15 protein-coding genes are annotated in these 21,739 nt (G+C 40.5%); 11 read left to right on the forward strand and 4 right to left on the reverse strand.

What is annotated here, in order from left to right:
- Positions 1-413: 413 nt before the first annotated feature.
- The gene (locus tag OQE68_RS24200) at positions 414-5,825 is read left to right on the forward strand and encodes a C80 family cysteine peptidase (RefSeq protein ID WP_180571146.1); all 5,412 of its coding nucleotides are present in this window, start codon (positions 414-416) and stop codon (positions 5,823-5,825) included.
- A 108-nt stretch (positions 5,826-5,933) separates the two neighbouring features.
- Here OQE68_RS24200 and pdxR read toward each other — a convergent pair whose 3' ends face one another.
- On the reverse strand, positions 5,934-7,409 hold the full coding sequence (gene pdxR / locus OQE68_RS24205; RefSeq protein ID WP_180571147.1) for a MocR-like pyridoxine biosynthesis transcription factor PdxR: 1,476 nt from the start codon (positions 7,407-7,409) through the stop codon (positions 5,934-5,936).
- 128 nt (positions 7,410-7,537) lie between these two features.
- Between pdxR and OQE68_RS24210 the strand changes: the two genes are divergently transcribed.
- From OQE68_RS24210 to OQE68_RS24230, 5 genes are all read left to right on the forward strand, one after another.
- Positions 7,538-8,194, forward strand: coding sequence for a pyridoxamine 5'-phosphate oxidase family protein (locus tag OQE68_RS24210; protein ID WP_180571148.1), 657 nt, complete (start codon positions 7,538-7,540; stop codon positions 8,192-8,194).
- Positions 8,195-8,332: 138 nt separating this feature from the next.
- Positions 8,333-9,226, forward strand: a complete 894-nt coding sequence (locus tag OQE68_RS24215; protein WP_266195400.1) for an IS982 family transposase — start codon at positions 8,333-8,335, stop codon at positions 9,224-9,226.
- Positions 9,227-9,244: 18 nt separating this feature from the next.
- Positions 9,245-9,880: an FMN-binding negative transcriptional regulator gene (locus tag OQE68_RS24220; protein WP_180570160.1), complete on the forward strand. Its 636-nt coding sequence runs from the start codon at positions 9,245-9,247 to the stop codon at positions 9,878-9,880.
- Between the two features lie 217 nt (positions 9,881-10,097).
- Complete coding sequence (locus OQE68_RS31015) at positions 10,098-11,138, forward strand: c-type cytochrome (RefSeq protein WP_180570161.1); 1,041 nt, start codon at positions 10,098-10,100, stop codon at positions 11,136-11,138.
- A 442-nt stretch (positions 11,139-11,580) separates the two neighbouring features.
- Complete coding sequence (locus OQE68_RS24230) at positions 11,581-14,442, forward strand: insulinase family protein (protein ID WP_180570162.1); 2,862 nt, start codon at positions 11,581-11,583, stop codon at positions 14,440-14,442.
- 92 nt (positions 14,443-14,534) lie between these two features.
- Here OQE68_RS24230 and OQE68_RS24235 read toward each other — a convergent pair whose 3' ends face one another.
- The 3 genes from OQE68_RS24235 to lexA form a co-directional block, all read right to left on the reverse strand.
- Complete coding sequence (locus OQE68_RS24235) at positions 14,535-15,344, reverse strand: delta-class carbonic anhydrase (RefSeq protein ID WP_219340137.1); 810 nt, start codon at positions 15,342-15,344, stop codon at positions 14,535-14,537.
- 380 nt (positions 15,345-15,724) lie between these two features.
- The gene (locus OQE68_RS24240; protein ID WP_180570163.1) at positions 15,725-16,183 is read right to left on the reverse strand and encodes a SulA-like leucine-rich domain-containing protein; all 459 of its coding nucleotides are present in this window, start codon (positions 16,181-16,183) and stop codon (positions 15,725-15,727) included.
- Between the two features lie 443 nt (positions 16,184-16,626).
- A complete protein-coding gene (gene lexA / locus OQE68_RS24245; RefSeq protein ID WP_180570164.1) occupies positions 16,627-17,223 on the reverse strand; it encodes a transcriptional repressor LexA in 597 nt (198 codons plus the stop codon).
- A gap of 389 nt (positions 17,224-17,612) precedes the next feature.
- On the opposite strand from lexA, the gene OQE68_RS24250 reads away from it, so the two are divergent.
- The 5 genes from OQE68_RS24250 to OQE68_RS24270 all read left to right on the forward strand — a co-directional run bounded on the left by OQE68_RS24250 (position 17,613) and on the right by OQE68_RS24270 (position 21,720).
- Positions 17,613-18,269, forward strand: a complete 657-nt coding sequence (locus tag OQE68_RS24250) for a TetR/AcrR family transcriptional regulator (protein ID WP_180570165.1) — start codon at positions 17,613-17,615, stop codon at positions 18,267-18,269.
- Positions 18,270-18,338: 69 nt separating this feature from the next.
- Positions 18,339-18,827 (forward strand): L,D-transpeptidase, encoded by a 489-nt coding sequence (locus OQE68_RS24255; protein WP_180570166.1) that lies wholly within the window; start codon positions 18,339-18,341, stop codon positions 18,825-18,827.
- A complete protein-coding gene (nagZ, locus tag OQE68_RS24260) occupies positions 18,814-19,857 on the forward strand; it encodes a beta-N-acetylhexosaminidase (protein WP_255490985.1) in 1,044 nt (347 codons plus the stop codon). The genes OQE68_RS24255 and nagZ overlap by 14 nt, the downstream gene beginning before the upstream one ends.
- Before the next feature lie 29 nt (positions 19,858-19,886).
- Positions 19,887-20,987 (forward strand): mechanosensitive ion channel family protein, encoded by a 1,101-nt coding sequence (locus OQE68_RS24265; RefSeq protein ID WP_180570167.1) that lies wholly within the window; start codon positions 19,887-19,889, stop codon positions 20,985-20,987.
- A gap of 1 nt (position 20,988) precedes the next feature.
- Positions 20,989-21,720: an S-methyl-5'-thioinosine phosphorylase gene (locus OQE68_RS24270; RefSeq protein WP_180570168.1), complete on the forward strand. Its 732-nt coding sequence runs from the start codon at positions 20,989-20,991 to the stop codon at positions 21,718-21,720.
- Positions 21,721-21,739: the final 19 nt, after the last annotated feature.

The raw sequence follows: 21,739 nt of genomic DNA on the forward strand, positions 1-21,739 counted from the left end.
AAGGAATACTTAGGCACCTTAGTCTCAACAAAACTGTTGCTAATATTTATAAAAAAATAATTTGATTAATGTTAAGCACTTTCAAATAAAACAACTGATTTAAAATTAATTTGCTAGTAGTTACTTCTTTATAATATCTTCTTCTCAATAAAATAATGCTAGTGGTGTGTATGTGGAGTGGTGCGTATATGGTTTGTATGTAAAGTTATTACCATTTTTACGTATGTACCACTAGTAGTTATCATATTCGTAAATGACTTTTGCTAACTTATTTTGGTGATAATTCAAGTGTTGTATAGCCAAAATTATTCGTCATCTTCATTTCCCTCCTGGTGTTAACAAGCGTCAGGCTTAAAAAGTCATTTGCTGTGGGTAACCGGTAGTGCTTTGTTGTAAAAAAGAGGTTATTAATTATGCCAACTGATAAAAATGCTGGTACGTCAGCACCAATAGTCGATCTTAGTCGCCTTAGTTTTGAAGATAAACTGGCTAACTTTATTTTAGCAACTGCCTACTCGAATGAGCATGTTGAGGGTTGGGTAGAAAATGTAGGGTCAGAAGAGCCACCCAATAAAAAATTAAGTGAAAATAAGAAAAGAGAGTTGCTTAATATTGCCAAACAAAAATTTACCGAAAAAGTGGCTAAATATGTGGAAGCCTGGCAACCCTATTTACAAGATGGGCAGCAACTCAATGTTAGGGCATATGTTGAAAACACGTCATTTGAAGCACAATTTAAGGCAGCGGTAGAAGGTAAGTTAGATATTAATGTCTTAAGTGCTCAGCAATTAGCTGACTATATGAACCATCCTGAAACTATTCCAGGAATTGATGAGGCATCAGTAGAAAAAATTAAAAAGATACTGCCAAAGGAAATGAAAAAAGGCTTGGCGCCGGGTGGGGCCAGTGAAATTCATTATGATACCGTTGCAGTGACGGTCATTGATCGTACCCTGTATATTGCCTCTAATACCAAAACCCGTAAAGGCGTGACGCCAGGGGGGGCACCGACTACTGTTAATGGGTTGGGAGAGCAAAATACTTATCTGTCTTATTCGCTTTTTAATGATAGCGAAACCCCTGTAGTGGGTATTGAAGGCAACCAAGCCGCAAACCGAATTGCTGTGGTTGAGCAGTTACAGCAGGAGTTCCAAGGCATTGCTGATTTTGACAAGGTAGTCTTTATTGGTATTGGTGCTACGCCTCAATCGGCTGCTGAAGCTGCAAAACCTCATGCTGAAATGCAGCTTATCTCTTTTCTGCAAAAGCAAAATAAACCGATCAATGGACTCTCCTTTGGTATTTCAAAGCCGGCTTGTGTTTCCTGTGAGACAAAGCTAACAGAGTATGAAATACAATACCGTAATGGCAGCGACACGGGTGAAGGAAAAAATACCAACCCTAAAAACTGGCTTGCACCTGAAAGTATTCAAACGGAAAGTGGTGAGGTAAAGATTATTCATGAAGTTGAATTTGGCCGTGGTCAACTGATGAATGAATATCGCTCGTTGGCGGTCAATCGTTGGCGTCGACCTTCACAAGAGAGTCTTGCTCGTCCTGCAGGAAGCAAGGTAACGGAAAATAGCTATAACAAAAATATTATTGTTCAGGTGGACGGTGACCCTGTTAGTTTTCAGGCGGCACTCAATCTTTATCAAAAATACCCTACAGGAAAAGTACAATGGTTGCAGTGGAACCCAACTAAAGGCGCTATTATCGACGCGGTTTCAGGCCAAACGGCCCAGTTAACAGCAGGTCAGCAAGATCAGTTGCTATTAATCGGCCATTCTGATGCCTCATTTTCAGGGGCTATATTAAATCGTGGAACCACGTTAGCTGGAATGGACGCAAACCACTTGACCTCAGCTATATTTGAGCAAGGATTGAAGCAAGGGTTACCACAAAAAATCAGTTTGATCGCCTGTGGTCTAGGGGCAACCGATTCAAATAATGGTGCTCGATTTGTCTCAGAGGTGGCTAACAAAATAGCTGACCTGGCTCCTAATGCAAAAGTGAAAATTTCGGCACAAGACACCCTGGTAAGAATTAATACAGCTGGGCAGCGGGAAACGCTACGCTTTTTGGAAGATGGTAGGGTGACATGGAAAGCAGGTGATCATCAGCATAAAGTCATTATTAATACCAATGGTGCGGGCGGTGTTGATGATCATGTTGTGCGTGGATATGGTGAGGGTGAAATCAGTATTGATCGGGTCAGTCAGGCACAATTAGCCGATGTAAAATTGGAAGATGCTTTAGCTAAGGTTAAGCATTCAGCATCTGATTTAGCGGGCGTAAACAGTGACGCTTTTTTTGAGCCTGCTAATGAGTTAAAAGCAGCTAAGCTGTATGACCTTAAGCTGGCCAAGCAGTTTGTTGAGTCAAAACTAACTGCGATAGGCAAGCAGCCTAATGACTTTGTTGATTTTGCCGATGGAACAGATTTCAAGTCTGGTCGACTAGTTGTTCAATATCAAGATGGCCAACAGTTGTTAACCCAGACTATTGATGTTGATGCCAATCAATTTCGTACCTTTAAAACCATCAGTCGTTTTCGCCAAGAACTAGCCAGGAGGACTGCACATACCTCACGTGCCTTAGGCATTTTTATGAGCTTAAAAGGGCTGGAAAGCTTATCCAATGCATTAGAAAAAGGGGATGCTGCTGCAATTGCGGCTAACTCAGCATTAACACTGTATGGTTTTGGGGAGTTGGCAAATGCGCCACAAAAAATAGTCACGGGTGCAGGAAAGTTATTAGCAAAAGCGACGACTTATACAGCAAGTGGCTTATCCGATATTGCCGCAAGAAAAGCAGCCCCCGAACTCGCTAAACTGTTCACCAGTGTCAGTCAATCCGGTGCAGCAGGTATTAGGAGTTTTAGCAAATTATTGGGTAGAGCCACCCCGCTGATTGGTATAGGGTTGGGGGTTCATGGCATGATTGAGGATTTAAAAGACCCAGACAAAGTCAGAGGTGTCGTCAATTTTGCTCTAGACTTTTTAGCGACTGCAACGGGGGTGCTTGCTTCAATTCCTTCCCCGTTATCACCACTGTTTGAAGCGATGTCGATAGGTTTTACGTTAGTAAGAATCGGGTTTGGTACACTATACGACAGTATAAAACAAAAAATGAGTGAGGTGCCCGATGATGCCTCCTGGCAAGAACGGGCAGAGGCTTTTTTTGTTGGCTTAGGTGATGGTATTGAAAAGCTGTTTTATGAATTTCACCCAATTGGTAATATCTTAAATGCCATTCAACGTAGTGAATCGCTGGAAAATCAGTATCGAGAAGATACACAACTATTGTCGCTGTTAGCAGACTATCGAAATTACTATAGTATTATCGAAGCAGAAGAGGGGGGGGCTGCTACAATTGATTTTGCCAATGCCCCCGCTTCTTATTATGGTGGAAATCTGCGCTTTAAATTAGCCAATGGAGGTGCAGATTCATCCCTAACCATTGGTAATATGTCGGATGTAACGGGGCAGCAGCAAGACCGAACCTTCCATATTAAAACCGAAGGTGTACAAAATATTATTTTAGGTCTGGGCCAGTCACCTAAGTTTGAGATGGAAACTAAAACGGTCAAAATGCTGTGGACAATCCCTATTAATAGTAAAAGTGTCATTAAACGCAATGAGCAGGGAGGGATTGATACTGACAGCGCTTCAAGGCAAGGTCGTTATGAAGGAAATGATAAAAATAATGTTTTTCAAGTCATCCAACGCCAACCAACCAATGCTGAAGGTGAGCCTATTGGTGCATCGATCAGTGAATACCAGTATCAAATAATGGGTAAGGGTGGGGATGATTTATTTGTGTTAGGCCCACAAAAAATAACGGCTTCAGGTGGCCAAGGGGCTGATACATATATTGCCGGAAAGAACGCCGCGAATTGGTTGATTATTAATAATCAGGATCAAACGAATGCGCCTGAATTTGATACGTTGGTACTTGATACGGGGCGAGACACTATCCAAGCATTTCGTGCAGGGCTTGCTACCAAACAAGGCAATCAGTGGTTAGGTGGGCGATACACAGATGATCTGATTGTTATTTATAAAGATAGTGCTGGAAAAGAACGTAACGTTCGAGTCAGTGACTTCTTTAAAGGCAAAGCCTATCAGCACTTGCAAATCAAAACGAAAGATGGGCACATTCTAAACATTAAACAGCAAACTCAGTCAACTTCACTGGGTTTGGCTGATCATGATAAAAAACAGCTAAATCCAAGCGTACTCAATGGGCAAACGGAACTTGTCACCACCAGTGGCAAAGTGATGCTTACCCCAATAAGCTTTGATTTATCTTCGCAGCCAGCTGACACCTTAACGGGTGCCAACTTTAATGGCCAATTATTAGCCTTTAGCCAGGTTCAACAAGTAACGGGTACTCGTAGAGTTGATCATTTGGTGGGTAATAAACTGGGAAATATATTAAATGGTTATGGTGCTGAGACAGGTGTTGATCAATTAAAGGGAGGTAATGGCAGTGACTTTTATATGCTGCAGGCGTATTTAGATAGACGTAATAACGTTGAAATTGATAATCAAGCGTCAGATAAGGTTGCCGACTTTTTGGTATTAGGCGCTAACTATAGTCAATTATCTGCTATTACCCAAACTGGCAATGACTTACGATTTCAAGCTGCAGCTGATAGCCAGCTAAAGCAGCAACGAATTAATCAACTATCAACCGTTTATAATGAATATAATAAAGTCGTGGGGTATTTAAATAAATTGCTTGAAGATAAGCCTTCGTTATCTAAGGGAGAATTTGTAGACCAGCTCAATCAGAAATCATTGTTAATTAATGGGGAAGTTGTTCAGGTATCTGAGTCTGAAAGAGGTACTGCAGTTGAGCGGGCGCTAGGTGAAAACATGGCGGGTCGTTTGCGTCGATTTGCCCTTAATTTACCGCCAGCCCAACCTTTTAATAATTCGCTAAAACAACAAAAAGAAAGGTATGCCAAAATTGCGGCTGAATATCAACAGCAATTAACAGAAGCCGTTAACTATAAAAACAACGCTAACCTGGGATCAATGAGTGTCACATTGAAAAACTGGTCAAAGAGTAGCGATTATCAGCATTTAACTATTTTGACTAAGGATAATCTAACGTTAAAAGTTGAAAAAAAAGGGAATAACTACCAGTTTACGGTGACTGGTTTTGATGCATCGATGTCGGCAAGTAATGTTGTGCTTGATCGCAATCAATTGACCCAGCGACATCCACTACCGGAGTTGGTCAAGTTTACGGGTAGCCGGTCTGGTGATCGTTTGACTGGCAATGATAAGCATAATGTGATGCAAGGAGGGGGGAATAATGGCAGTATTTATAGCTATGATACCTTAATTGGTGGAAAGGGTCATGATGTGTATATCTATACGCCCAACAAAGATGGCTTGGTTGTGTTAGATACTAACTCCACTGATACAGCCACGGATCTAGCATTATTTAATGCCAATTTCGCTGATATCAAGGTGACTACGGTTAATGCTTCAAGAAGAGAGGCAAGTATTTATTTAGGGGAAAGTATTGGTTTATATGTAGAAGGGCAACGAGGGGGGCTAGTGATTCAGCATTTTCAACGAGATAATGCCCATCGAAACCTTGTATTCAAGTCTCGTGATGGAAAACTATTTAGCGTTAACCCTACTTCACTTGAAAAACAGCTTGTTTCAACTGAGGACAATAGCATCAATCAATTAATTCAAAGTATCAATGGGTTTAATAGTGAAACGGCAATGAGTGGAAATACGGTTACTGCTGTAGGGCCAGCTCATACTTCTAGAAGTACTGAACTAGCAGTATCAGTTTAAATGATTAAACTGTTAATTGTCTTTAAACTATGAAACAAAGCAAAGTAATTGGTTAATTTTAATTACTTTGCTTATTATTAAAAATGTTGTAACTACATAGACTGACATTTAAACGCTATTATTTCTTCTTGGTAACTTGCCTAAAACCTTTTTCATCTTGAGTACCCCTTGTTCTATTTGTGGATGAGAAAGGGTTGCATAGCCCATCATTAGGCCCAAATGTTGTTGAGGCGTTGAGTAAAGGTGATCAATTGGGTAAACAGCGATACCGGCTTTTTTTAAACTTTGCACAACCATTTGTTGATGCTGACCACTAAAATTTTTTAACCAAAGCAAGAGATGCAGGCCCGCACTCTCGCCTTGGATTTGTATGCTTTCTCCAAAATGCGTTGTTAATGCATTGACTAATATCATACGGTTACTGTCGTAGAGGCGTCGCTGTCGACGAATATGGCTAACATAACTGCCATTATTAATACACTCTGCTAACATATGCTGCTCCATCCAACTTGAATGACGAAATCCAAGATTAATGGCCCTGCACATTGGCTTTATCCAAGGGGGTGGAAAAATGCCGTAGGCTATCCGAAGAGAAGGGCAAATAACTTTAGATGTAGTGCCAACATACATCACTCGTCCTTCTTTATCTAACGATTGTAAAGCATCGATTGGCGGTCCGCTGTATCGAAATTCACTATCGTAATCATCTTCAATTATCCAGCACTGCTGTTTGTTGCACCAATCCAACAGGGCTAAACGTCGGTGTAGGGACATGACGACGCCAGCTGGGAACTGGTGAGAGGGAGTCACATAAATTAATTTGGGAATAATACCTTGATTAATGGTTTTTTGTTGGAGCTGGTCAAGGCAAAGGCCTTGGTCATCCACGGGTACGCTAATCACATTGATATTGGCGAGTAATAATAAGTCTCTAAAGCGTTTATACCAAGGCTCTTCAATGACAACGGTATCGCCTGGCTCGGTGATGAGCTGAATAATTAACGCAAACAGATGTTGTGCACTAGAGCCAATTACCAGTTGTTCTTCATTGGTGTGGCAGCCCCGGTAAGTGGTCAAGTGGGTAGCTAACGCTTTTCTTAGTTCAAGTAGTCCTTGCGGGTCACCATAGGCTTGTGTTTGTAAATACGACCACTTGCTAGCGAGGCGTCGCCACTGAAGGCGTATAGACTCACTCATTTCAATATGCCCATATTGGAAGTCAATCATTAATGAGGCATCTGAAGGGGTGGTTTTTTCACGATACTGATCATAGCTATGGGGCAGTGTTAACAGGCGTTGCCCCCAACAAGACCAGTTTGGTTCTACTGATGCGCGCTGTGAATGTTGATCGGTTAGCCAAGGTGTGTCAGGAAGGTTGTGGCTTACTCGCATGCCATCGCCAATATGACTGGTCAAATAGCCTTCACTGATCAGCATCTCATAGACACGAACCACCGTATTACGGGACAACCCTTGTTCCTTTGCCAGGGTACGGGAAGCAGGCAGGCGCTGCCCAGGTTTATAATGCCCTTCGTTAATGGCATCTCGTAAGTATTGGTAGAGTTTTTGGTAGCGATAGCTCAAAATTGGTACCTAAAAAAATCAAAAAATTGGATGTTTTTTAAGATCCAATATTGTCATAGCATATCACTATTCAATCAATAAAGAGCAACCAGGGTCTATTAACAGCCCTAAGGTCGTGAGAGGTGGTAATGGCTGAAACGCTACCAATAACCGATAACACTCGTTTTTCCAGGCTTCGTAAACGTGCCAGTTATGATAAAGCGGTGATTAACCAAATTTTAGATGCGGGGATTCTTTGTCATGTTGGCTTTGAAGATAATGGCCACCCAGTGGTGTTACCCACCGCTTATGTGAGATCTCAACAGCAACTGATTATTCACGGGGCTGCTAATGGCCGGTTTTTTAAATGCTTGGCTGAAGGGGCATTATGTTGTGTAACGGTATCGCATCTAGATGGTATTGTATTAGCACGCTCTGCTTTTCATCATTCAGTTAATTATCGCTGTGTCATGTTATTTGGTCGTTTTAAAGCGTTGACTGAGCTTAATGCAAAACGCATTGCTTTGGATCATCTGATGGAGGGCTGTAGCCCAGGACGTATAGACGACAATATTCGTCCAGCCTCTGAAAAAGAGCTCAATGCTACAGCTGTATTGATGATGGATATTACTGAAGCCAGTGCGAAAGTTCGTCAAGGGCCACCCAATGATGATGAAAAAGATATGGATTTACCTGTATGGGCAGGGGTTGTACAACGGATGCCTTCTCAGTATCAATTTATCAGTGCACCTGACGGTTTAGCATCAATTGCTCAACCAGATTATCTTTCGAAAATAAAGTTTTAGGCGAGGTATACTCTTCGCGAAATGATTTATGATAGGTATATATTCGATGTTTACGCGATGCTCGACTTTTAATAACTTGAAATGACAAACCCTAACCCCATCCTAAGTTTGCGAAAACAGGGATATCAAGGAAAGGGAATGTCACTGGAAGAGTTTATCATAACTACTTATTGTTGGGTCGATGATGTTTTAACTGATTTATTAAAACAACGGCGATTACGTCAGCGAGGAATTAAGCCCTCACTGTCGGATGCAGAAGTCATTACCATGGAGTTAATTGGTGAATTTCAAGGCCTTGATGCTGATACCGCTATCTGGAAATACTTCAAAGAGCATTGGAAAGCGTATTTTCCAGGCATAGGCTCAAGAAGCCAGTTTGCTAAACAAGCTGCTAATTTATGGGCGATAAAACAACAATTACAAAAGCAAGTAACAGCTGAGCTGGGTACTATTAATGATCCTATACATGTTGTCGATGGTTTTCCTTTGCCTGTTAGCCACTTTAAACGTGCAAGAAATTGCCGCCGCTTTAAAGAAGAGGCTGAGTATGGCTATTGTGCATCCAAGGGGGAAACCTATTATGGCTTTGAAGGGCACCTCATTATTGACTTTCATGGAGCCATAGCAGGATTTACATTAACCCCAGCAAGTGATGGCGAAAGGGAAGCTGTATGGGAGTTAACAGAAGGTATGCCGTCAGGCATGTTGTTAGGGGATAAAGGTTATTTGGGGGCTGAATTTAAAGCTGAATTGTTAGAGTTAAAATCGCTTCAGCTAGAAACCCCGGTTAGAGATAACATGATTGATCCTTTACCCAAGTCCTGGAGGAGCCAGCTTAATCGGTTACGACGACGAGTTGAGACAACCATTGGTCAGCTAGTAGAAAGGTTTAATATTCAGCGGACCAAAGGCAGAACCCTGTGGAGTTTGACTAATCGAATGACCCGCAAGCTGTTATCGCACAGCTTATGTGTATTATTTAATAGGAACCAAGGCAATGCTCCACTACAGTTATCTAAATTAATAGGCTGAAAAGTCGAGCATTGCGTGATGTTTATTCCTAAAGCGTTTGAACAAAATGACACTGAAAGTTTAATTGGTTTAATGCGTGAATATCCTTTTGCAACATTAATTACCGTTTCTGAGGCTGAAGGAATTGAGGCGAATCCAATGCCTCTATCTTTTATACAAGATGAAGATAAACAATATTTACAGGGTCATATTGCGAAAGCAAACTCGTTATGGAAAAGCGTCAATAATGGATCGGAAGTCTTAGTAGTATTTAATGGCCCTAACGGTTACATCTCTCCCAATTATTATCCAACTAAACAAGAAACAGGAAAAGCGGTACCCACCTGGAATTATGTGACTGTGCATGTAAGCGGTCGTTTGTCATTTATTCATGATGCTGATTGGAATAGGGCAATGATAGACCGTTTAACAGTTGAGCATGAAGCTGCGCAGAAAACGCCTTGGACACTCAATGATGCACCAGAGGGCTATATTGAAAGGATGTTACAAGCGATTATTGGAGTGAACGTTGAGATTTTTTCTATTATTGGGAAATGGAAATTAAGCCAAAATCAATCTGAAAAAAACCGAAATGGTGTGATTAATGGCTTATTAGGTCAAGAGCAATGTGATGCAAACGTCATGGCATCATGGGTTAATGCAGCTAAACAATAATAAATATATCCTTCACCGAAAGTATATACTACTTTATTTTTAAACCTGAAAATGATTTAGGATGAAAATTGTACGGTAGTCTTCTATTTTCGTCTTGAATCACTACTTATCTTAATATTAAAACTAAAAATTGCTAGTTGTCGTCAATAGCAAAGTATAGTGTAGGAAATTGTAATATAGTTGATTGTCTAATATAAACTTAATAAATGAAATCGACGTGATAGTTAAACCTATTCTAGTGCTAGTGACAGCCACTGTATTATCAAAAACAGCGCTGGCAATTGATGTAAGTCCTTATCAATATAATCAGCAATTAACCGATGCCCAAGCAATCGACTTGAAAAAACGTTATAAAAATAGACTAATTCAATCTTGGTATGTTAATGACCCTAATACGATTGATTCCCATAGTAATAGCCAGCTTATTCGTTATGGTATTAAAGTCCTAGATAAAACCGCAGAAACAATTGGTCCTAATGTGTCTACTATTGAGAAACGATTTTCGGGCAATAATCTAAACTGCTCAAATTGTCATCTAAAAGGGCCATCAGGATTACCGGGCACAAAATATTATGGTATTCCATTTGTTAATGTAATGAATGACTACCCTAATTTTCGGGCCCGCAGCATGACAATTGGTACTGCGGCAGGCCGTGTTAATGGTTGTATGAGTCGTAGTATGGGAGAAGGCAAAAAGCTGCCAGAAAATTCTTTGGAAATGCGTGGCATTCTGGCTTATTTTAATTGGTTAGCGGAAGGAACAAAACCGAATCAAGCAATGGCGGGGGTGGGGCTACCGCATTTAAAACTACCCAATAGAAAAGTAAACTTAAAATCGGGTCAACGTGTTTATCAGAGCCAATGTGCTGTTTGCCATGGTCCGGATGGGCTAGGAACAAAGGCTGCTGGTCCAAATAGCGGTGGTTACTTGTTTCCGCCTGTTGCGGGTAATGATTCTTATAATAATGGTGCAGGCATGAGTCGAGTGATAAAAGCCAGCCGTTTTATTTATGCCAATATGCCATTTGGTGCCACTGCGCAATCGCCTATTTTATCAGTAGAGCAAGCCTATGATGTAGCAGGTTATATTAACTCGCTCGCTAGACCCGAACGAGCTAATCGTGAAAATGACTTCCCTAACCCAAGATTCAGACCCAAAGATTACCCCGTTCCTGCTTATTTTGGTGGTGATATTGAGGCGCTAGAGAAAGCAAAATATGGTCCTTTTATACCCAATGTGACACCCATAATTAAGTAACATTTTATGTGCCTCAGATAAGTTTGATTGCTCAATGGCTTATTTTAGGGCACCTCTAAAAATAAACTTCAGCGATGGTAACAAAGCCTAAAAATCATTGGCGCAGCTATAAGTATTAACCGTAGTTTACCCATTGTTTGTTATTTAACTAAATAAGGTACAACTGTGGTATAAGATAGTTGTTCTTACATGTGATGTTAGTGATGTGTTATAGAGACTGAAAGTTTTATAATATATGCATTTTATATATTGATCTAAAATGTTTCGTTGGTATAACATGAATGGTCTAAACTGTTTTAAAGGTTGTTATTAATGAGCTAAAGAAAGCGTTTTCCCTCCATTGTCTTCATCATTTGTTTTATCGGACTTGTATAGTCTATTTAGTAATGTGTAAAACAATCGTTTTGTTTGTCTACTCTTTTTACTTAAGGATTCATGCAATATGAATAAATTTGTGCTGCTTAGTGCTCTAGCAATATTAGGAGCATCAGGTTGCTCCAACTTATCATTTTTTACAGAGCAGGACTCTACGCCGATCATTGTCAGCCCTAGTGATGATCGAGCCTATCAAGTTTTAACATTAGCAAATGGAATTGAGGTTATTTTGGTATCTGACCCTCAATTAAAAAAGTCGGCGACTGCCTTAAGTGTTGGAGTTGGGTCAATTCAAGATCCTATGTCTCAACAAGGGCTGGCCCATTTTCTAGAGCATATGTTATTTCTGGGGACAGAACGCTATCCTGATACCAAAGGCTATTCGGAATTCATGACCAAACATGGTGGTGCACACAATGCCTATACAGGGCTTGATATCACCAACTATATGTTTCAAATAAATAATGATGTTTACGACCAAGCGTTGGATCGCTTTTCAGACTTTTTTAAAAATCCTAAGCTATACCCTGAATATGTAGAGAAAGAAAAGAATGCAGTGAATGCTGAATGGTCAATGTCTCGCGAAAATGACTATGCTGGTCAATTTAAGTTATCACGCAATATTTTGGGAGACCACCCAGCTAATCGTTTTTCCACGGGTAATTTAGAAACACTTTCTAATAAGTCAGGGAGCAAGCTTCATCAGGAAATGGTCGATTTTTATAACAAATACTATTCTTCTAATATTATGAAAGTGGCTATGGTTTCTAACTTACCATTAGCCGAGATGGCTCGTTTAGCCAAACAACATTTTAGTGGCATTAAAAACAAGCATATTGAGAAGCCAAAGGTAACCAAAACAGTTAATTTGCAACAGGCGGGTGGTAAGCAAATTTACTATCAAACCAATGAGGATGTGCGACAACTGATGCTTGATTTTACAATACGTAATAATCAAGCTGATTTTGCCAGTAAACCGAATAAGTTTGTGACTTATTTGTTGGGCTCAGAAATGCCTGGTACCCCAGGTCAGTTGTTGAAGTCAAAAGGATGGGTTTCATCTTTTTATGCAGGCTCGTACCCCAGTAATTATGGTAATTATGGAAGCTTATCCATCAACATTGAGTTAACTCAAGCAGGGATGAAAAATCGGGATAAAATTGTTGCTATCGTTATGCAGTATATTGACTTAGTCAAGCAACAAGGAGTCAATGAAAAGTATTTTCAGGAAATTAAAACATCGTTAGATAATAAGTTTAGGTTTCTAGAAAAGTTTGATGATTTCATGTATGCGGCGTTTCTTGCAGAAGATATGCAAAACTACCCTCTACAAAATGTGATTAATGCGCCGTACTATTATAAAGAATTTGATGAAAATGCTATTAAGTCTGTTTTAAATCAGTTAACACCTGAAGCATTGAATGTGTGGTATATCAGTAAAAATGAAAAAACGGATAAGCAGCTACATTTTTATAATGGTAAGTATAGAATTGAAAATATATCTGCTGAAACTATAGCGAGTTGGTACGATTCTACTTATATGAAGCTCAGCTTATCTTCCGTTAATCGAATGCTGCCTGAAACATTTGCTATTAAAACAGTCAGCAAAAATGATAAGCCAGAACTAGTAGTTGATAATCAAGGTATTAAAGTTTGGTATCTTCCAAGCCAAGCCTTTAAGGAACAGCCTAAAGGATCAATTGATATTTATTTTAATAGTTCGCTAGCTCACAATAATATCAAGTCTACTATCCTTTTATCTATCTGGTCTGATTTGTTTCAGCTTCAGCAAGGAGAGCTTATTGAAGAAGCGAACAAGGCAGGAATGCAAGTGTTTGTACACCCTGAAGCGGGTGGCCTACTATTATCAATCAGTGGTTTTACAGATAAACAAAAAGACCTGTTGAGTAAAGCACTAGAAAATATTCAGGTTGAGGTTGATGAACAACGCTTTTTACAAGCAGTTGATCGACTTACTCGAGAAGTTGAAAATGAGAAAAAACAACTTTCCGTCAGCCAGGCCTTTAATGCATTTAGCCAACTGATTACAAAAGATTCCTGGGATAAACAAGAGTATCTTCAGGTTGCATCGAAGCTGACAAGTAAGGATTTACGAAGCTTCATTAAACAGTTACTCAGTCAAAACCAGGTAAGAGTGTTTGCTTTTGGTAACTACGATAGTCAAGATATTAACGAGATGGCTGCAAAGTTGGAGCGCCTATTACCTGATAACCATAAGGTTACAGAATATACGCGTAACAAATCCTGGGAACCTAAGGAAGGGCAACTATTTGTTGTGAAAAAAGACATTGAAGTTAATGATGTTGCAATCGTTGATTTACAGTCACATTCTGAACCAGGGTTGAAACAGCAAGCCAGAGCGAAAGTACTAATTGATCATTTTGCAAACTATGTTTTTGATAAATTACGTACTGAGGAACAACTTGCCTATGCTGTGGGAGCCATTGCCCCCACTATTGATGAATATGCAAGTGTGGGGTTGTATATTCAAACACCCGTCAAGGGACCAAAAGCCATTCAGTCAAGGCTTGATCAGTTAAAGCTTGAGTATCAGCAAGTGTTGAATAAGTTACCCGAGGCGACTTTTAAGCAGCTTAAAACCAGTGTGTTAGTGGCACTGAAAGAAAAACCAAAAAACTTGAGCGATGAAGTTAGCCCATTTATCAGTGACTGGTATGATGAAAATTATCAGTTTAACACTAAAGCTCAACTGATTGCTGAGATAGAAAAGGTAACCTTAGGTGATATCAAACGTTTTTACGCAGAGACTATGGGTAATCCAAATGCGCCACGTTTGAATATTCAGATGAGGGGTAAAAAGTTTGCTGATCAACCATTTGCCAGCTTTAAAAACCAAACGGAAGTAAAAAGCCTGTCAACATTTCACAAAATGATTTCTTATCAATAAGCCAGCGTTGCTTCTCTGGTTATCAGATGGGTATTATGCCTAATGATAACTAGAGAAGGGCATATCCACTGCTGCAAGAGCTGTGGTCTAGGTTACTTCATATCGGACAACAGTTTAGGATTAGTGACCAGTTTTCTAACACCATGGGCGTGGTCTTCTTTGAAAACGTTATCCTTACACCATTCACCTAAACTATTGATGTCAATTTTTGTACACAATGGTCTGACACTCCAAGTAACCTGAAAGGGTGAGCAGACTTGTTCGGTAAACTGAGGACCGGTGGTAGAACCTAGAAACTCTACAGGTTTACCTGTATTGTCGGGTAAGGCCTTAGCTTGGTGATAGCCATCCTCTATATTACCGCCATAAGCCAAGTCATTAAAATTGAGAACAGAAGAATCATTGACGACAGTAAATACCTGAGCTTCGACACGAAGATTTGGATTTGAGCACCCATCAGATAAGCACGAAGTTAATCCTTTGCCTGGTTTGACGTCACAGGAAGTATGTACCCAATGGACTTCAATGGTATTACCGGGTTTTAACCCTTTGCATACTTCATTTTTAGATAGCGTTAATTCTGCTGAGGAAAGTGATTGACTAGTATTACACTGATAACCGCCACCATGACCATGATCGCCTTCTCCTGCATATTTGGAAAAGTCCTTGGCTTTATGTTCAGCATTATGGTGAAAATGAATGTTGCATAGGTTCATGCTTGTGTAGTGGGGGGCTAAGCTAAAAATACTTTTATTGTCGCCTGCAAGCTGGTCAATATCTCTTGGCGCTTGTGGGCCAAACCCTTCACAGGCTGGACCATTAGAATCACTGCTTGCTACCGCAGGGGAGCTGCTAACACTCATCAATAATGATAAAAGAAGTCGATGTTTAACTGAAATCATTTATCTCTCTCCATAGTTTTTATAGCAAACCATCGCAACACAAGTAGTATTGGCTTATACAGGGTCATGATGAATTGTTATTGACCACTAAGCCTATTGTTGGTTGGGTTTTGTCTACCTTTATTACAGCTACTGTATTTATAGGCTTGATTACTAAGGAGTTCACATTAAGAAACCATGACAGATTGATATGACTCAAAAATTAACCTGCGTTTGTGCGATTATCAAATGAAATTTAGGTAAGAGAAGGGGAATAAAAATATTGAAACTCGTTTCAATAAATTAAAGGAAAAGTTTATCTCACACAATAAATAAAATGTCAGGTTTACTTTACTACTATTGCCAGAGGGTATTTTTGACAGTGCAAAGCAACTGTTTTACTAGCGTTGTCTTATATTAATTACATGACAGTTACCTTCTTGTGCTGCAATATCTAAAGCCGCTAAGGTTGTCTCATCTAGCTCTGGTAGCCAACTGACGACAGTATGACTTTTACCAAGAGTGAGTGCCTGTAACGTCAAATCTTTTATAGAGCTTTCATTGCTGGCAGTAAGAAATAAGACCTGTTTATTATTAATATAGGCATCTTGAAGCCACTTTAAGGTCATGTTGCGATATTGTTTGGAACACACGACGGTTAACCAGCGTTGTTTTTCATGATGGCTCAACTGTGCCAGCATGGGTGGAATAAATGATGTCAGTGGAATACGGGCTGAGGATAAAATAATTTCTGTAATATGCGTAAAGCCATTGTGGTCTGTCGATAAAGGGAAGTGATGGGGTTGATTTGGCGTGCTATGGTTGGGTTTTGAATCATTGTCACTGCCATTAAACTCCATGGGTATATTTCCTATTTTATTGTTAAACGAATGACTTTAAAAGAAGGGCGTCAAGTGATGAGCGACAGCAGCATTCTTTATAAAATAAATAAAGATTGTTACTGCAAGTCATACAGTAACAGACTTGTCTCGTCTTTGATGGTAGTTAGCGACGATAACAACGTCTAAAAAGTCATTCGAAAAGAATATTGTCATGTTCGTTAGTTACAGCTGCAGTGTATCACTGACAAAAAATCCATATCTTTGGCCTAATTCACTGTATTTACCATCTTGAGGGTAGATAGTGGATCAGAGTTGATAAAAAGATGTAAAACTGCAAATTAAGTCGCTTTTTTAAGAAAAGGTAGTAGCTATTAGATAATTAATTTCCCCTTGGGTAATTTGGGGCATATATAGATGGCTACCCAGGGGACTAAGTTAAAATTTCAGCTTTCGTGTAAAGGTTAGTGTCTAATCACCCCGACACTGATTCCTTCGATAGTAAAATTCTCGCTATGTAAGTTCACTTCGATAGTATTGAAATTACTATTTTCTGGATGCAATAAAACAACTTCTCCTTTTCGCTCAAATCGCTTAACGGTTACTTCATCATCAATTCTAGCAACGACGATTTGACCATTATGTACATCAGTTGTTTTGTGAACGGCTAGTAAATCACCATCGAGAATGCCACAATCCTTCATGCTCATGCCTTTAACTGTTAAAAAGTAATCAGCACGAGGTTTAAAAAAACTACCTGGTATCTGGCAGTAGTTGTCTATGTTTTGTTCGGCTAAAATGGGGAAACCAGCTGCTACCTGGCCTACTACAGGAATACCTTGTTGGGCGTCAGGGGGAATGCGAATACCTCGGGAGGTACCGGCAATAATTTCGATAGCACCTTTACGAGCAAGGGCTTTGAGGTGTTCTTCGGCAGCATTGACAGAACGAAATCCTAGTTGTCGAGCAATTTCGGCTCGAGTGGGAGGAAAGCCGGTTTCTTCAATATGGTCTTTAATAAATTGAAAAATTTCCGCCTGGCGAGCAGTTAATTTAGCCATTGAGATGGCTCCTTATACCTATTTGAATACTTGCTATTTTAATAAAATAACGGCTTTTTATAGCGGCTGTGGTTTTATACAGTTACTGTGATTATATCCAGTTTGGACTGACCTTCAACTGTTTTCAACTATTTCAGTCTTTTTTACGTGGTGTTTCCTTACTTAGCAGACGTTAATTTTACTTGCAGGAAAAAGTAAAGCCTGCTTGACTTGTATACGTATTAAACGTATGTTCAAAACGTTTGAAGATTACAACAGGCGGCTAATATAAAGCGAACATTTTATTAGTTGGCTTGCTGCTTGTATCTAAACTCAATTGGTCCTTAGCTTCCATGGGCACTCAAAATGGCCCAGAGAATCAAGGCTTTTTTAAGAAATGTTAATTGGCTATGGCGCAATCAGAAACTGTTGAACGAATACTAGATGCTGCAGAAGCGTTATTTGCAGAAAAGGGCTTTGCTGAAACATCTCTGCGGACGATTACCAGTAAAGCAGGTGTTAACTTGGCAGCAGTTAATTACCATTTTGGTTCTAAAAAAGCATTGATTCAGGCCGTGTTTGCCCGGTTCCTAGAACCATTTTGCAAAAAACTTACCATTAGGCTCAACGAATTTGAAGCATCATTAGCAGCCCAGAAACCGACACCTGAGCAGCTACTCAATTTGCTATTTCAACAGATATTATCTGTTGAAGCACGAGGAAAGAATGATCTTTCCGTATTTATGCGATTGTTGGGATTAGCATTTAGCCAGTCTCAAGGGCATTTGCGAAAATACCTTGAACAAGTCTATGGTGATGTATTTCGGCGCTTTGTGAGTTTAGTGGTGCAGGCGTCACCTGATTTACCGCCAGTAGAAATTTTCTGGCGGGTGAACTTTATGGTGGGATCTGTCGCATTTACCATGTCTGGTTTAGATGCGTTAAGAGACATTGCTGAAAGTGAGTATCATGAGCATACATCAGTTCCTGCAGTCATGAAGCGGCTAGTGCCCTTTTTAGCGCATGGCATGAAGGCTGAGTTGCCTGCAGCCAATCTAGAGGTTTAGTTAACTGCGCATAGATTAGTTAATATGTGGCTAGCTAAGGTATGACGCGTTAATGGGTAGCTAGTGAATATGCGTAAGCCTGTTATTTATGTCTCTATTGCTGAGCAAACACTTAGAGTATGCGATGGCGATCGGTTAATTACTCGGTACTCAGTGTCTACTGCTGCCAAAGGGGCTGGTCAGTGTCAAGGGAGTTATCAAACACCCTTGGGGCGACATATCATTCGAGCCAAAGTAGGGGGCAATTGCCCTCTAAATGCTGTCTTTGTAGGGCGACGTTTTACTGGTGAAATATATAACGAGACACTGGCCAGGCAATTTCCTAATCGTGATTGGATCTTGACTCGCATTTTATGGTTAAGTGGCCAGGAACCTGGTGTTAACCGGTTAGGAGAAGTCGACTCCATGCGACGTTATATTTATATTCACGGCACGCCTGATAGTGAGCCAATGGGAATTCCAGCCTCTCACGGGTGTATTCGTATGCGAAATGATGAGGTTGTGGAGCTGTTCAGTAGCGTGCCCGTCTATACCCAGGTAATCATTGAAAACGAGTAGTCGCAATCTATTGGTTAATCCTATGTCAGGTAATGTCATTGTAGATTTAGCAGGAACGACAATAACAGACGACGAGAGTCGGCTATTAGCGCAGCCTGCTGTTGCGGGAGTGATTTTATTTGCCCGTAATGTTGTTGATCGCCAGCAAGTGATACAACTGGTGCAGTCGATTAGAGCGGTACGGCAAGATTTATTAATTACCGTTGATCAAGAAGGTGGAAGGGTGCAGCGTCTAGTAACGGGCTACACTCAGTTACCCGCCCCCTGTCGGTTAGGTGAACTGTATCAATATGAACCTGAGCAAGCCAGCCAGTTAGCAGAAGACTTAGGATGGTTAATGGCCAGTGAGGTGATTGCATCAGGTATTGATTTAAGTTTTGCACCTGTATTGGATTTAGGCTTGCCCATTAGTCAAGTGATAGGCTCTCGTGCCTTTGCAGAGCAGCCCGAAATTGTTGCGACTTTAGCTCATCGTTATTGCTTAGGTATGAAGCAAGCGGGTATGGCGACCGTTGGTAAACATTTTCCAGGGCATGGCAGTGTGGCTGCTGATACTCATCATTCGATTGCTTGTGACGATCGCCCTTTTGCTGCGATTAAACAGGCGGATCTGCTGCCTTTTAATAGCTTAATTAAACAGCAGTTGTTAGATGGTATGATGCCAGCACATGTTTTATACCCACAAGTAGCGGCAGAGCCCGCTGGGTTTTCTCGTTATTGGTTGCAAGCGGTGTTGAGAGAATCATTAGGTTTTTCGGGAGTCATTTTTAGTGATGACTTAACGATGCACGCTGCTAGTCAGGCAGGTGATTATCCCTCACGTGCGGTACAAGCACTAAACGCAGGATGTCAGTTATTATTGGTTTGTAATAATCCCGAAGGGGCGCAGGCCGTTGTCTCTGCATTAAATACCCACTCTGAAGCAGAGGTTAATATTGAGCAATTGAAGGGGCAAAGGAAACTTAGTTGGGCTGAGTTATTAGAGCATCCCCGTCGGTTAACAATACACTCTCAACTAGAAAACCTATAGAAAGAGAAAGAAAACAAGGCTATTTGTTCATGGAAAAGTGGTTGGATTTTTTGAATTTTGCCAAAGGTCAAGATGCTTGGGTATATCAGGTTTTTATTGTTGTTTTTTTGACCTTGATTGCCAATTTTATTGCCCGTCGTTTACTAACCCGTTTACACCAGCAACTGACCAAGACTCGGACGATTTGGGATGAAACCATCGTTGATTCTGCGCAAAAACCTTTAGCGGCGTTAATTTGGGTAATTGGATTTAGTTGGGCTGCTGAAATTGCACATAAAGTGTCTGATGCAGTCATTTTTCAAGCGATCGACCCTATTCGTGAAACATTGATTATCGCGTTGATTATTTGGTTTTTAATTCGTTTGATCAAAGCAGTAGAAGAACAGCTTATTACTCCCAGAGAAGGTAAAAAGGAGGCAGACCCAACCACAGTCCATGCCATTGGTAAATTGCTGCGAGCAGCAGTTATTATTACTGGGGTATTGGTTATATTGCAGTCATTGGGTTACAGTATTTCTGGAGTATTAGCCTTTGGTGGTATTGGTGGTATTGCTGTGGGCTTTGCAGCAAAAGATTTACTGGCCAATTTCTTTGGTGGGCTAATGATTTATTTAGATCAACCTTTTAAAGTGGGGGACTGGGTTCGTTCACCAGATAAAGAAATAGAAGGCACAGTGGAATATATTGGTTGGCGCCTAACTCACATACGAACTTTTGATAAACGACCGCTTTATATTCCAAATGCAACATTCGCCAGTATTTCGGTAGAAAACCCCTCCCGTATGCTTAATCGACGTATGTATGAAACGATTGGCTTACGTTATGATGATGCAGAAAAAATCAAGCCGATTATCAGTGAGGTAAAAGATTATTTAGTTAATCACCCGGAAATTGATACTAAGCAAACCCTAATTGTGAATTTTAATAGCTTTGGGGCCTCTTCTTTAGATTTCTTTATTTACTGTTTTACCAAAACAATTAATTGGATTCGCTTTCATGAAATTAAAGAAGAGGTGTTGCTTGATATCATGGCGATTATTACTAAGCATGGAGCTGAAATAGCCTTTCCAACCCGCACCTTACATGTAGAGCCGGTTAATATTAATCAATCAGCAGTCACTCATTCATAATATGCCAAATATTGCTATCATCGGAGGAACAGGGTTAACCCAGTTAGCTGGGTTAACCCTCACTGAACAAAAATTAGTTGAAACCCCTTATGGAGAACCATCCGCGCCAATTAAAATAGGTCAGCTGGCTGGTCAGCAATTGGCCTTTTTAGCCCGCCATGGTGACCCTCACCAACTAGCACCTCATCAGGTTAATTATCGAGCAAATGTGTTTGCTTTAAAAACACTGGGAGTAAAGGCTATTTATGCGGTTAATGCCGTAGGTGCAATAAAAACCACCATGCCTCCTGCCCATGTAGTTATACCAGATCAAATTATTGATTATAGCTATGGGCGAGAGCACACGTTTTTTGCTGATGAGAGAGCGGTTGAACATATAGACTTTACTTATCCTTATTCAGACACCTTGCGACAAGCATTGCTGGTTGCCGCAGATAAAGCCGGTGTTCAATGTACAGATGGTGGTGTCTATGGTTGTACTCAGGGGCCTCGGCTGGAAACCAAAGCAGAAATTGATAAGCTAGAGCGGGATGGCGTCGATATAGTCGGTATGACTGGAATGCCCGAAGCAGCCTTGGCTAGAGAAGTAGGGATTGAATATGCCTCACTCGCTTTAGTGGTGAATATGGCAGCAGGGCGTTCGCAAGGGGTTATTACAATGGATGATATTGAGCAAGCCCTGGAAGACGGTATGGGAAAGGTGTTAACAATCTTAACCCATGCAATAACATGATCTGTTTTATTTTCTGTTG

The organism is Spartinivicinus marinus (assembly GCF_026309355.1).
Classification (GTDB): Bacteria; Pseudomonadota; Gammaproteobacteria; order Pseudomonadales; family Zooshikellaceae; genus Spartinivicinus; species Spartinivicinus marinus.

Coding starts and splice junctions, on each gene's coding strand:
- OQE68_RS24200 (WP_180571146.1), top strand. CDS start 414: ATGCCAACTGATAAAAATGCTGGTACGTCAGCACCAATAGTCGATCTT.
- OQE68_RS24210 (WP_180571148.1), top strand. CDS start 7,538: ATGGCTGAAACGCTACCAATAACCGATAACACTCGTTTTTCCAGGCTT.
- OQE68_RS24215 (WP_266195400.1), top strand. CDS start 8,333: ATGTCACTGGAAGAGTTTATCATAACTACTTATTGTTGGGTCGATGAT.
- OQE68_RS24220 (WP_180570160.1), top strand. CDS start 9,245: ATGTTTATTCCTAAAGCGTTTGAACAAAATGACACTGAAAGTTTAATT.
- OQE68_RS24230 (WP_180570162.1), top strand. CDS start 11,581: ATGAATAAATTTGTGCTGCTTAGTGCTCTAGCAATATTAGGAGCATCA.
- OQE68_RS24235 (WP_219340137.1), bottom strand. CDS start 15,344: ATGATTTCAGTTAAACATCGACTTCTTTTATCATTATTGATGAGTGTT.
- OQE68_RS24240 (WP_180570163.1), bottom strand. CDS start 16,183: ATGGAGTTTAATGGCAGTGACAATGATTCAAAACCCAACCATAGCACG.
- lexA (WP_180570164.1), bottom strand. CDS start 17,223: ATGGCTAAATTAACTGCTCGCCAGGCGGAAATTTTTCAATTTATTAAA.
- OQE68_RS24250 (WP_180570165.1), top strand. CDS start 17,613: ATGGCGCAATCAGAAACTGTTGAACGAATACTAGATGCTGCAGAAGCG.
- OQE68_RS24255 (WP_180570166.1), top strand. CDS start 18,339: ATGCGTAAGCCTGTTATTTATGTCTCTATTGCTGAGCAAACACTTAGA.
- OQE68_RS24265 (WP_180570167.1), top strand. CDS start 19,887: ATGGAAAAGTGGTTGGATTTTTTGAATTTTGCCAAAGGTCAAGATGCT.
- OQE68_RS24270 (WP_180570168.1), top strand. CDS start 20,989: ATGCCAAATATTGCTATCATCGGAGGAACAGGGTTAACCCAGTTAGCT.